This is a genomic window from Caballeronia arationis (assembly GCF_001544975.2).
Taxonomy (GTDB): Bacteria; Pseudomonadota; Gammaproteobacteria; order Burkholderiales; family Burkholderiaceae; genus Caballeronia; species Caballeronia arationis.
In genome coordinates this window covers 22,345-35,033 of sequence record NZ_FCOG02000004.1, presented here as the reverse complement: position 1 = coordinate 35,033, position 12,689 = coordinate 22,345, and the positions used below count along the sequence as shown (strand labels likewise).

12 protein-coding genes are annotated in these 12,689 nt (G+C 63.0%); 3 read left to right on the top strand and 9 right to left on the bottom strand.

From position 1 onward, the window contains the following. The first annotated feature begins 12 nt into the window (after positions 1-12). Positions 13-768: a cell division protein ZapD gene (gene zapD / locus AWB81_RS03460; protein WP_062632512.1), complete on the top strand. Its 756-nt coding sequence runs from the start codon at positions 13-15 to the stop codon at positions 766-768. Between the two features lie 70 nt (positions 769-838). Continuing rightward, positions 839-1,030, top strand: coding sequence for a DNA gyrase inhibitor YacG (locus AWB81_RS03455; protein ID WP_062632511.1), 192 nt, complete (start codon positions 839-841; stop codon positions 1,028-1,030). 5 nt (positions 1,031-1,035) lie between these two features. Here the strand turns inward: AWB81_RS03455 and AWB81_RS03450 are convergent, their stop codons facing one another. The 4 genes from AWB81_RS03450 to secA all read right to left on the bottom strand — a co-directional run bounded on the left by AWB81_RS03450 (position 1,036) and on the right by secA (position 6,561). After that, entirely contained in the window at positions 1,036-1,452 is a 417-nt protein-coding gene (locus AWB81_RS03450; RefSeq protein WP_062632510.1) for an NUDIX domain-containing protein, read from the bottom strand. After that, complete coding sequence (locus tag AWB81_RS03445; RefSeq protein WP_062632509.1) at positions 1,449-2,312, bottom strand: ATP-binding protein; 864 nt, start codon at positions 2,310-2,312, stop codon at positions 1,449-1,451. The genes AWB81_RS03450 and AWB81_RS03445 overlap by 4 nt, the downstream gene beginning before the upstream one ends. Positions 2,313-2,336: 24 nt before the next feature. After that, positions 2,337-3,578, bottom strand: coding sequence for a bifunctional glutamate N-acetyltransferase/amino-acid acetyltransferase ArgJ (argJ, locus tag AWB81_RS03440; protein ID WP_062632508.1), 1,242 nt, complete (start codon positions 3,576-3,578; stop codon positions 2,337-2,339). A 181-nt stretch (positions 3,579-3,759) separates the two neighbouring features. Beyond that, positions 3,760-6,561, bottom strand: a complete 2,802-nt coding sequence (secA, locus tag AWB81_RS03435) for a preprotein translocase subunit SecA (protein ID WP_062632507.1) — start codon at positions 6,559-6,561, stop codon at positions 3,760-3,762. A gap of 262 nt (positions 6,562-6,823) precedes the next feature. Between secA and AWB81_RS03430 the strand changes: the two genes are divergently transcribed. Next, positions 6,824-7,315, top strand: coding sequence for a DciA family protein (locus tag AWB81_RS03430; RefSeq protein ID WP_062632506.1), 492 nt, complete (start codon positions 6,824-6,826; stop codon positions 7,313-7,315). A gap of 46 nt (positions 7,316-7,361) precedes the next feature. Here the strand turns inward: AWB81_RS03430 and lpxC are convergent, their stop codons facing one another. From lpxC to AWB81_RS03405, 5 genes are all read right to left on the bottom strand, one after another. Then, positions 7,362-8,279 carry a UDP-3-O-acyl-N-acetylglucosamine deacetylase gene (lpxC, locus tag AWB81_RS03425; RefSeq protein ID WP_062632505.1) on the bottom strand — a complete coding sequence of 306 codons (918 nt, stop codon included), beginning with the start codon at positions 8,277-8,279 and terminating at the stop codon, positions 7,362-7,364. Positions 8,280-8,558: 279 nt separating this feature from the next. Further along, on the bottom strand, positions 8,559-9,062 hold the full coding sequence (locus AWB81_RS03420) for a peroxiredoxin (RefSeq protein WP_062632504.1): 504 nt from the start codon (positions 9,060-9,062) through the stop codon (positions 8,559-8,561). A 265-nt stretch (positions 9,063-9,327) separates the two neighbouring features. Then, positions 9,328-10,524 (bottom strand): cell division protein FtsZ, encoded by a 1,197-nt coding sequence (gene ftsZ, locus AWB81_RS03415; RefSeq protein ID WP_062632503.1) that lies wholly within the window; start codon positions 10,522-10,524, stop codon positions 9,328-9,330. A gap of 146 nt (positions 10,525-10,670) precedes the next feature. Then, positions 10,671-11,903: a cell division protein FtsA gene (gene ftsA / locus AWB81_RS03410; protein ID WP_062632502.1), complete on the bottom strand. Its 1,233-nt coding sequence runs from the start codon at positions 11,901-11,903 to the stop codon at positions 10,671-10,673. 27 nt (positions 11,904-11,930) lie between these two features. Next, positions 11,931-12,683, bottom strand: a complete 753-nt coding sequence (locus AWB81_RS03405) for a cell division protein FtsQ/DivIB (RefSeq protein WP_062632501.1) — start codon at positions 12,681-12,683, stop codon at positions 11,931-11,933. Positions 12,684-12,689 lie beyond the last annotated feature (6 nt).

Below are 12,689 nucleotides of genomic sequence, written 5' to 3'. Positions count from 1 at the left end.
AGGCGAGCGCGCTTGATCCTTTACGAGTATCCCTTCAACGAGCGAATTCGAACGCTGCTGCGCCTGGAAGACCTGTTCGAGCGCTTCACCTTCTTCCTGACCCAGGAAGACCCGAGAGAGCATCACGTCGCGCTGACGACTCTCTTCGAAATCGCCGAAGTCGCGGGCCGCACCGATCTGAAAGCCGATCTGATGAAAGAACTGGAACGCCAGCGCCAGACCCTCGCGCCGTTTCGCGGCAATCCCGGCATCGAACAGGAAGCGCTCGAAGCCGTGCTCGGAGAGATCGAACAGACGCTCGCCGGGCTCGCGCAGATGCAGGGCAAGACCGGCCAGCACCTGATCGACAACGAATGGCTCGCCAGCATTCGCAGCCGCACGATCATTCCCGGGGGCACCTGCAAATTCGACTTGCCGTCGTACTTCGCATGGCAGCAATTGCCGGTCGAGCAGCGTCGCCAGGACATCGCGAAGTGGGTCATGCCCATGCTCGCCCTGCGCGACGCGGCCACCATCGTGCTGCGGCTTGCGCGCGAATCGGGGCAGGCGTCGAAGGTGATGGCGATGCAGGGCAGCTATCAGCAGATGCTCTCGGGACGGACCTATCAGCTGATGCAGGTGCGGGTATCGCCCGAAGTGCGGGTGATCCCCGAGGCGAGCGCCAACAAGTACATGCTGTGGGTGCGCTTCACGGTGCAGGACGGCGATCTGCGGCCGCGCCCCGTCGACGTCGACGTGCCGTTCCACCTCACGCTGTGCAGTCTTTGATCCGGCTTTGAAAATGCGGCCGGACGGCCTCATGTATTAAGCTCGGTATTTTCGATAACGTCCGATCCGTATGACCACCGTCGTCAAATGCCCGACCTGCGCCAAGGAAGTCCGCTGGGTTCCGGAAAACCGCTTTCGCCCGTTTTGCTCCGAGCGCTGCAAGCAGATCGATCTCGGCGCCTGGGCCACCGGGAAATATCGCATCGGCGGCAATTCGCAGGAAACGCCGCCCGATGACGATTCACACGGCGGCCTGAACTGAAGCGTCTACTTCGCTTCCGCGGCAAGCCATTCCAGCACCGGAATGGCCGCGGGAAGCAGCGGCGCGACCTCCACGGGCAAGTGCTGCCAGGCGAGCGCCTGGCCCTCGCGGCCGACAGGCGCTCCGGACCACCCGGTCACCTTGCAGAAATAGAGCCGCACGTACGCGTGCGGATAGTCGTGTTCGAGCGTACGCCAGCGCTCGCACGCGGTGACGTCGATACCCAGCTCTTCGTGCAGTTCGCGTCCGAGCGCCTTCTCGACGCTCTCGCCCGCTTCGATCTTGCCGCCTGGAAACTCCCAGTAGCCCTCGTAGGGCTTGCCCTCGGGGCGCTGCGCGAGGAGATACTGGCCGTCCGGCTGCACCATCACGCCGACCGCCACCTCGGTAACCTTGCGTCCGTTCGCAGCGAACTCCGTCATGCCTTGCGCCCCGACCAGTCGCGCGCGAACTGCCACGCGACGCGCCCCGAACGCGAGCCGCGCTCCAGCGCCCACACGAGCGCATCGCCGCGCGCGCTTTCGATTTCAACCTGATCGCAGCCGAAGTGCTTCAGCCAGTGGCCGACGATCGAAAGATAGTCGTCCTGCTTGAACGGATAGAAGCTCACCCACAGACCGAAACGCTCGGAGAGCGAAATCTTCTCCTCGACGACCTCGCCCGGGTGAATCTCGCCATCGGACGTGTGCTTGTACGTCTCGTTGTCGCTCATGTACTCGGGCATCAGGTGGCGGCGGTTCGACGTTGCGTAGATCAGCACGTTGTCCGACTGCGCGGCGACCGAGCCGTCGAGCGCCACCTTCAGCGCCTTGTAGCCCGACTCGCCTTCCTCGAAGGAAAGATCGTCGCAGAACACGACGAAACGCTCGGGCCGCGCCGAGATCAGATCGACGATGTCGCCGAGATCGTGCAAGTCGTCCTTGTCGACTTCGATCAGCCTCAGGCCGTCCTTCGAATACGCGTTCAGGCAAGCCTTGATCAGCGACGACTTGCCGGTGCCGCGCGCGCCTGTCAGAAGCACGTTGTTCGCGGGCGCTTTCGCGACGAACTGGCGCGTGTTCTGCTCGATCAACGCCTTCTGGCGATCGATGTTTTGCAGGTCGTCGAGCGAAATGAGGGAAATCGCCGGCACGGGCTGCAGAAAGCCGCGCCCCTGCCGCTTGCGCCAGCGAAACGCGACGGCCGAATCCCAGTCGATCTGCGGCGCCGCGGGCGGCAGCATGCCTTCGATGCGCGCCAGCACCGCTTCAGCGCGAGTCAGAAATTGTTCGAGTTTGTCCATGACGTGCCTGAGTATTGACGAGCTTTACGAGCGGTAGTCGGCGTTGATGCTCACGTATTCGTGCGAGAGATCGCAGGTCCAGATGGTCGCGCGGGCGTCGCCTCGGCCAAGCAGCACGCGAATCGCGATCTCGCTTTTCTTCATCACGCGCTGGCCGTCTTCCTCGCGATACTCCGGGTTCCGCCCGCCCGCCTTCGCGACGAGCACGTCGTCGAGATAAAGATCGATGCGTTCGACGTCGAGATCCGTCACGCCCGCATAACCGATCGCGGCGAGAATGCGGCCGAGGTTCGGATCGGATGCGTAGAACGCGGTCTTCACGAGCGGCGAGTGGCCGATCGCATAACCTATCTGGCGGCACTCCGCCTCGTTCTTGCCGCCTTCCACCGTGATCGTCATGAATTTGGTCGCGCCTTCGCCGTCGCGCACGATCAGCTGCGCGAGTTCCTGCGCGACCGCCGTCACGGCGTCGCGCAACGCGGCATAGGCGGGTGAATCCGTTGACGTGATCGCCGGCAGGCTCGACTTGCCCGATGCGATCAGGATGAACGAATCGTTCGTCGACGTATCGCCGTCGATCGTGATGCAGTTGAACGAGCGATCCGCGACGTGCTTTGCCAGCTGATCGAGCACCGGTTGCGCGACGGCGGCATCGAAGGCGAGAAAGCCGAGCATCGTCGCCATGTTCGGCTTGATCATGCCCGCGCCCTTGCTGATCCCCGACAGCGTGACCGTGTGGCCGTCGATCTGCACCTTGCGCGACGACGCCTTCGGCAGCGTGTCCGTGGTCATGATGGTTTGCGCGGCGTCGAACCAGTGCGCGGGCTGCTGGTTCGCGAGCGCGGCGGGCAGGCCCGCTTTCAGCCGGTCGACCGGCAGCGGCTCCAGAATCACGCCGGTCGAGAACGGCAGGATCTGCTGCGCATCGAGGCCCGTCAGCCGCGCGAGTTCGTCGCAAGTCGCGCGGGTCGCGGCCATGCCCGGCTCGCCCGTGCCCGCGTTCGCGTTACCCGTGTTCACGACGAGCGCGCGAATGCCCTTGCCACCTTTGCGAACCGCATCGAGATGCTCGCGGCACACCGTCACCGGCGCGGCGCAGAAGCGATTCAGCGTGAACACGCCCGCGACGGTCGCGCCCTCTTCGAGCTGGATGACGAGCAGATCCTTGCGATTCGGCTTGCGAATGTTGGCTTCGGCCCAGCCTAGCGTGACGCCGGCGACGGGATAAAGCGCTGCGGGATCGATCGAGGGAAAATTGACGGCCATGTTCGCGACTCGCTGAATGTGGCGCGTGCCGGCGCTTGTCGTTGCACACAATGCGCCAGCACGGGATGAATGAACGGGCGCCGCTCACGGGACACTGCAATGGCGCCAGGAAAAACCGGACCTGCAAAGACAAACGACGCATCGCTGCGTCGCTTGTTCCCAACCGTAACGGGTTCGCCGATTAAACCAGCTTGCCGTGACAGTTCTTGTACTTCTTGCCGCTGCCGCACGGGCACGGATCGTTGCGGCCGACCTTCGGCACATCGTCCGCCGGGCGTGTGGCGACCGTGGTGTCGTCGCCGAACGCCATCGCCTGGTTGACCATCTGCGCGGTGGCATCGGCCGGTGCGGGGGCTGCAGCGGCTTCCGCGAAGTCCATGTGCGTGAACGCGACATTCTCGAGATGGCTGCCCTTTTCCTCGTACTGCTCGGCGGCCTCTTCGAGCTGCTCCGGCGACTGGATCTGCACGTTCATCACGACGCGCGTCACTTCCTCCTTCACCGAATCGAGCATCGCGGCGAAGAGTTCGAACGCCTCGCGCTTGTATTCCTGCTTCGGGTTCTTCTGCGCATAACCGCGCAGGTGGATGCCCTGACGCAAATGGTCGAGCGCGGCAAGATGCTCGCGCCAGCGGCTGTCGAGCGTCTGCAGCATGATCGAGCGCTCGAACGCGCTGAACGATTCGCGGCCCACGAGCGTGACCTTCGCCTCATAGGCTTCGTCGGCGGCGGCGAGCACGGCTTCCAGGATTTCTTCGGCGTCGATCGAATTCGACTCGTTGATCATCTCCTGGATCGCGAGATCCAGCGACCAGTCGTTGCGCAGCACTTCCTCGAGTTCCGGCGCCTGCCACTGCTCCTCGATGCTGCCCGCCGGCACGAACGTGCGCACGACGTCGCCGATCACGCTCTGGCGCATCGCAGCGATGGTTTCCTGCACGTCGTTGGCTTCGAGCAGTTCGTTGCGCTGCTGGTAGATCACCTTGCGCTGGTCGTTCGAGACGTCGTCGTATTCGAGCAGTTGCTTGCGGATATCGAAGTTGCGCGCTTCGACCTTGCGCTGCGCGCCTTCAATCGAGCGCGTGACGATGCCCGCCTCGATCGGCTCGCCTTCCGGCATCTTCAGGCGATCCATGATCGAGCGGACGCGGTCGCCGGCGAAAATGCGCAGAAGCGGATCGTCGAGCGACAGATAGAAGCGCGACGATCCCGGATCGCCCTGCCGACCCGCGCGGCCGCGCAACTGGTTGTCGATCCGGCGCGATTCGTGACGCTCGGTGCCGATGATGTGCAGGCCGCCCGCGGCCTTCACCTGATCGTGCAGCGCCTGCCATTCGTCGTGAAGCTTCTGGATGCGCGGCTGCTTCTCGTCTTCGGGGATCGAGAGATCGGCTTCGATGAACGACGCCTGTTTCTCGACGTTGCCGCCGAGCACGATGTCCGTGCCGCGGCCCGCCATGTTCGTCGCGATGGTGACGACGCCCGGACGGCCCGCCTCGGCGACGATTGCCGCTTCCCGCGCGTGCTGTTTCGCGTTCAGCACTTCATGCTTGATGCCGGCCTGCGTGAGCAGCGTGGAGAGCAGTTCCGACGCCTCGATCGACGTCGTGCCGACGAGCGTAGGCTGGCCGCGCTCGACGCAATCGCGGATGTCGCGGATCACCGCGTCGTAGCGTTCCTTCGCCGTCTTGTAGATCTGGTCCTGCTTGTCGATCCGCTTGGGCGGCCGGTTGGTCGGGATCACGACCGTTTCCAGGCCGTAGATCTCGTTGAATTCGTACGCTTCGGTGTCGGCCGTGCCGGTCATGCCGGACAGCTTCGAATACATCCGGAAGTAGTTCTGGAACGTGATCGACGCGAGCGTCTGGTTCTCGTTCTGGATCTTGACCTGTTCCTTCGCTTCGACCGCCTGATGCAGGCCGTCGGACCAGCGGCGGCCGGTCATCATGCGGCCCGTGAATTCGTCGACGATCACGACTTCGCCGCCCTGCACCACGTAATGCTGGTCGCGGTGGAAGAGCGTATGCGCGCGCAATGCGGCGTACACGTGGTGCATCAGCGTGATGTTCTGCGCGGCGTACAGGCTTTCGCCCTCGCCGATCAGACCCCACTCGGCCAGCAGTCGCTCCGCCTTTTCGTGGCCCTCTTCGGTGAGGAAAACCTGACGCGCTTTTTCATCGAGCGTGTAGTCGCCCGGCTTTTCGACACCGGTGCCGTCCGCCTTCTCTTCGCCGATCTGCAGTTCGAGCAGCGGCGGCAGCGCGTTCATGCGCACGTAGAGATCGGTGTGATCTTCGGCCTGACCCGAGATGATGAGCGGCGTGCGCGCTTCGTCGATCAGGATCGAGTCCACTTCGTCGACGATGGCGAAATTGAGCGGCCGCTGCACGCGCGCGTCGGTCTCGTAGACCATGTTGTCGCGCAGATAGTCGAAGCCGAATTCGTTGTTCGTGCCGTAGGTGATGTCGGCGGCGTAGGCTTCCTGCTTCAGATCGTGTTCCATCTGCGACAGGTTGATGCCCCACGACAATCCGAGGAAGTTGTAGAGCCGGCCCATCCATTCGGCGTCGCGTTGCGCGAGGTAATCGTTCACCGTCACGACGTGCACGCCGCGGCCCGACAACGCATTCAGGTACGCAGCAAGCGTGGCGACGAGCGTCTTGCCCTCGCCCGTGCGCATTTCCGCGATCTTGCCGTAATGCAGGACCATGCCGCCGACCAGCTGGACGTCGAAGTGACGCATGTGCAGCACGCGCTTGCTCGCCTCGCGACAGACGGCGAATGCTTCGGGCAGCAGAACGTCGAGCGACTCGCCGCTCGCGACGCGCTGACGGAATTCGTCGGTCTTCGCGCGCAGTTGCTGGTCCGTGTACTTTTCGATCGTCGGCTCGAGCGCATTGATCGCCGCAACGGTCTTTTGATATTGCTTGACCAGCCGCTGGTTGCGACTGCCAAAAATCTTTTGAAGGAAACCGGTGGTCATCGGATCAGTGTCTGCGTCGCGGTGTCGGACGGGTGCACGGTGCATGCGCCCGAGTTCGGAGAACCTCGGCGGCTTAAGTCCATGGGTGAAATTTAATCGGGGGATTTTAGCACGCGGGCCCGGCGCAGCCTGTGTCCACGTCGGGCCGCCCGCGTCGTCGAGCCGCGACAGTCAGACCCCTGAAAGCTTCGGACGGCCGAGCGCGTAGGCGGCTCTCGCGCGGGTACAATCGACGCATCGCCCTCGCGCCTATCGATTAAAAATGAGCCGTTTTCCGACGAATTCAAGGCCGCCGCAGCGATTCAATCCGCGCAAACCTCAGTCGATTTCCGAACTGCTCGGCCGCACCGATGCGATGCGCGCGCTGCGTGCCGGAGTCGACCAGATGGCGGCGATGCAGCGCGACCTGTCGGCGCTCTTGCCCGATTACCTTGCGTCAAGCGTCGAACCGGGATTCATCAAGGACGGCGTACTGTCGCTTTTTGCGGGACACAATGCGCTCGCGGCACGGCTGCGGCATATCGAACCACGTCTGCTCGCCGATTTGCAGCAACGCGGCTGGGCGGTGAATTCGCTGAGGATCCGCGTGCGGCCGCAATCAATGAAGGAAGCAGCGCCGCCCAAGCAGGCGCGCATGTCCCCAGCAGGCGCCGACGCGCTCAAGGAACTCGCAGATACACTCGAACCGTCGCCGTTGCGCGAGGCGCTTGCGAAAATGGCCGCGCGCCACCAGGCGAAAGCGCAAAAAAAATGAGCGGCGCTTTCGCTGCCGCTCATTTCATCGTTCGAGCCTGAGGTTTTCAGGCAAACGCCGTCTGCGTATCGAAGGCGAAGCCGCGTGGCGCCTTCTGCGTGTCGTCGAAAGTGACGATTTCGTATGCTTCTTCGTGCGCCAGCAATTCGCGCAGCAGATTGTTGTTCAGCGCGTGACCGCCCTTGTACGCGGTGTACGACGCGAGCAGCGGATGACCGACCACGTACAGATCGCCGATTGCGTCGAGCATCTTGTGCTTTACGAATTCGTCGTCGTAGCGCAGGCCGTCGTTGTTCAGGATGCGGTATTCGTCCAGCACGATGGCGTTGTCCATGCTGCCGCCGCGCGCGAGACCGAGCTCGCGCATCATTTCGACTTCATGCGCGAATCCGAACGTGCGTGCGCGTGCGATTTCACGGACGTACGACGTATTTGCAAAATCGACTTCGAGCGCCTGGCCGGTTTTATCGACGGCCGGATGGCGGAAGTCGATGGTAAAGCTCAGCTTGAAACCAAAATACGGATCGAGGCGCGCGAATTTGTCGCCGTCGCGAATTTCCACGGGCTTCGTCACCTTGATGAATTTCTTCGGAGCATTCTGCTCCTCGATGCCAGCCGACTGAATCAGAAACACGAACGAAGCTGCGCTGCCGTCCATGATCGGGATTTCTTCAGCAGTAACGTCGACATACAGATTGTCGATACCAAGACCCGCGCACGCCGACATCAGATGCTCGATGGTGGAAACGCGCGCACCGTCCTTCTGCAGCACGGACGCGAGGCGCGTGTCGCCGATAGCCATTGCGTTCGCGGGAATATCGACCGGCGTGGCGAGGTCGATACGCGAAAACACGATGCCCGTACCCGCCGGGGCCGGCTTGAGCGTCAATTCGACCTTGCGCCCGGAATGCAACCCGATACCCACGGTCTTGACGACAGTTTTGATTGTTCGCTGCTTCAACATGATTTTTCCGCTTCGATTTAAATTCCCTATAAAGAGAATTAATCGTGAATATCTATTCAATAGCACGAATTATACTCCATCCGCTGCGCGCCGTCCCAAACGGGAAGTATCAATCTGTTTCCCTGTGTTACGCGAGAGATTGCGCGGATGAGAAAGCAGAACGGGCCGATGGCCGGAATGGAGGCATTTCCGGTCATCGGCCCCAAGTCGCTGCTGATTTCGCGGCGTGTTCGCTCGTTGCGTCACTGCAACGCAACGTCTGACACGACGCCGCGAGAATCAGCGCAACGTCGTCAGGATGCTTTCGGCGTCGCTGACTTCGAACTTGCCGGGTGCTTCGACATTGAGCGTCTTGACCACGCCGTTGTCGACCACCATCGCGTAGCGCTGGGAACGAATTCCCATGCCCCGCTCCGACAAATCCTGATCCAGACCGAGTGCCTGAGTGAAACGCGCGGCTCCGTCGGCGATCATCTTTACCTTGCCCGAGGTTTGAAGATCGCGTCCCCACGCGTTCATCACGAACGCGTCGTTGACGGAAACGCACCAGATCTCGTCGATGCCAGCGTCGTTCAGGCGCTGTGCCGCATCGACATAACCGGGTACGTGTTTCGCGGAACACGTCGGCGTGAACGCGCCCGGCAATCCGAAGATCACCACGCGTTTTCCCGCCGTCCGCTCGCGCACCGCGAACCCGTTCGGTCCCACGGCACAGCCCTCGCCCGCCACTTCGACGAACTCGAAGAGGCGCGCATCCGGCAACGTGTCACCCACTTTGATCATGCTCGGTCCTTTGCTCGTCAGTGCTTCTTGCAATCCTGGCGATACAGCTCATGTCGCACGGCGCGACGCGATCGGCTTCAAATTCGGCTTCAACCCGCATACTTCGCGCGAATCCGTGGAGGTCGGCTGGCCACGGCCCGGCGTCCAGTAAAGAACGCGGCCTTGGACAGTCGCCCCAGCAGCCCGACCGGTCACGCTTTTGCGTTCTGCCTCGCGTGTGCAATGCATCGCATTGCACCTGCGCAGCAAAAAGCGTGCGCCGGTCTTAGTCGGCTTGCTTGCGCAGGAACGCCGGAATGTCGTACGTATCGACACCCTTTTCCTGCAGCGCCTGCACGTGCGAAGCCGCCGTTTCACGCGTCGAACGCCATACAGCCGGCGTGTCGAGCGCACCGTAATCCGTCGCGTGCGACTGCTGCGGCGCGTAGGTGTGCTGCGGCGCGTGCGAGATCGGCTGGTTGTCGGTGCCGGTGCGCAACAGCGTCATCGGAGCGGCCTGCTTGTTCTTCGCCGCGCGGCCGAGACCCGTTGCCACCACCGTCACGCGCAGCGCGTCGCCCATCGCGTCGTCGTACACCGCGCCGAAAATCACGGTCGCATCATCTGCTGCGTAGCTCTTGATCGTGTTCATCACTTCGCGCGTTTCCGACAGACGCAGCGAACGGCTCGACGTGATGTTCACCAGCACGCCACGCGCACCCGACAGGTCGACGCCTTCCAGCAGCGGGCTTGCAACTGCCTGCTCGGCCGCGAGACGCGCGCGATCGACGCCGGCAACCGTTGCCGTGCCCATCATCGCCTTGCCCTGCTCGCCCATGACCGTCTTCACGTCCTCGAAGTCGACGTTCACGAGGCCGTCGACGTTGATGATTTCCGCGATACCGGCCACGGCGTTGTTCAGAACGTCGTCGGCGCACTGGAAGCACTTGTCCATCTCGGCGTCGTCGCCCATCACCTCGAACAGCTTGTCGTTCAGCACGACGATCAGCGAATCGACGTGATCCTCCAGTTGCTGCGAACCTGCTTCGGCCACGCGCATGCGGCGGCCGCCTTCGAACTCGAACGGCTTGCTGACGACACCGACCGTCAGAATGCCCATTTCCTTCGCGATCTGCGCGACTACCGGCGCCGCGCCCGTGCCCGTGCCGCCACCCATGCCGGCGGTGATGAACACCATGTGCGCGCCGCGCAGTGCATCGGCGATGCGCTCGCGTGCGTCTTCAGCCGCGGCCTTGCCCATGTCCGGCTTCGCACCGGCTCCGAGGCCCGTGTTGCCGAGCTGGATCACCGTGCTCGCGCGCGAACGGGCGAGTGCCTGCGCGTCCGTGTTCATCACGATGAAGTCGACGCCCTGCACGCCGCGGTTGATCATGTGCTGCACGGCATTACCGCCAGCGCCACCAACACCGACGACCTTGATGATCGTTCCGTTGGTTTCCGTTTCCAGCATTTCGAAATCCATGTTGCCTCCGTCAAGATGAAAAGCGGCGTTATTCGGCAAACGATCGGGCAACCGCTTGTCGCGCGCCAGCCGCCGGCACCAGCGCGAATTTTCTTTTGCAGCGAGCCTTTTAAAAAGCTCGTGTTGTAACTCTCGTCAAACCTGATTCAGAAATTGCCGAGGAACCAGTCCTTCATCCTCGTGAACACCTGTCCCATCGATCCCGACTGCACCGCGACCTTGCGGCCGCGCATGCGTTGCGAGCGTCCTTCGACGAGCAGACCCATCGCCGTCGAATAGCGCGGATTGCGCACGACATCCGCGAGACCGCCCGCGTATTCCGGCACGCCGATGCGCACCGGTTTCAGGAAAATGTCTTCGCCCAGCTCGACCATGCCGGGCATCATCGACGCGCCGCCGGTCAGCACGACGCCGCTGGAAAGCAGTTCTTCGTAGCCCGACTCGCGCACCACTTGTTGCACGAGCGAGAACAACTCCTCGACGCGCGGCTCGACCACCGCCGCCAGCGCCTGGCGCGACAGCGTGCGCGGACCGCGCTCGCCAAGCCCCGGCACTTCGATCATCTCGTCCGGATCGGCGAGCGCCTGCTTCGCGATGCCGTAGGTCACCTTGATGTCCTCGGCGTCGGGCGTCGGCGTGCGCAGCGCCATCGCGACGTCGCTCGTGATCTGGTCGCCCGCGATCGGGATCACGGCCGTATGGCGGATCGCGCCTTCGCTGAAGATCGCGATGTCGGTCGTGCCGCCGCCGATGTCGACCAGCACGACGCCCAGTTCCTTCTCGTCTTCCGTCAGCACCGCCAGTGACGACGCGAGCGGCTGCAGGATCAGGTCGTTCACTTCGAGCCCGCAGCGGCGCACGCATTTCACGATGTTCTGCGCCGCGCTCACCGCGCCCGTCACGATATGCACCTTCACTTCGAGCCGGATGCCGCTCATGCCGATCGGCTCGCGCACGTCTTCCTGGCCGTCGATGATGAATTCCTGCGTCAGGATGTGCAGCACCTGCTGGTCGGTCGGGATGTTGATCGCCTTGGCCGTCTCGATCACGCGCGCGACGTCGGTCTGCGTGACTTCCTTGTCCTTGATCGCGACCATGCCGCTCGAATTGAAGCTGCGGATGTGGCTGCCCGCGATCCCCGTGAACACGTTGGTGATCTTGCAGTCGGCCATCAGTTCCGCTTCCTCGAGCGCGCGCTGGATCGACTGCACCGTGGCCTCGATGTTGACCACGACGCCCTTCTTCAACCCCTTTGAGTCGTTCTGGCCGAGTCCGATCACCTCGTAGTGGCCCTCGCCCTTCAATTCAGCGACGATCGCCACCACCTTCGACGTCCCGATGTCGAGGGCGACCAGCAGGTCTTTGTAGTCTTTGCTCATAGCGTGCTCATTGCCTGTGATGTCTGCTTACTTCTTGGCCTTGTCGGTGTCGTTGATGAAGCGCATGCCGGCGGCCCGTACTGCGAAGCCGTTCGGATAGCGCAAATCCGCGTACTCGATGTCATTTCCCCACCGCCCCGTCACCGACGACCACGCCGCCACGAACCGGCGGCTGCGGTCGAACAAAGTGTCCTGATTGCGCTCGCGCCCGAGTTCGATCTGCGTGCCGTTCGAGAGCTTCACCGTCCACGCGAAACGCGGCGACAGGATCACTTCGTCCGGATGCGCGTCGAGCGGCGCGAACCACTTCGCGAAATCGCGATACCGCGCGACCACTTCCTTGGCCGTGCCTTCCGGACCGTCGAATGCGGGCAGGTCGTCGTCGAGCTCGCCCTGGTTCGCGGTGAACAGCTCGCCGTCGACGCTCACGAGCTGGTCGCTGCCCCACGTGCCGAGCGGCTTGTATTCTTCGAGCGTCACCGCGAGCGCGTTCGGCCATACCCGGCGCACGCTCGCATGACGCACCCACGGCATCTGTTCGAACGCGGTGCGCGCGATGTCGAGATCGACGGTGAAGAAGTTGCCCTTCAGCCGCCCGACGACGCCTGCGCGCACCGTTGGCGAATTGATGTGCTGCGTGTCGCCGTCGATCTGGATTTCGCGCAACCGGAACTCCGGACGCTGGATCGCCCAGTAGCCCGCCGCGCCGAGCAGCACGAGCACGAGCACCACGTGCAGCGCATTGGCAGCGAGGTTCAGTTGGCGGGCGTTGTTCCACATGGCGTC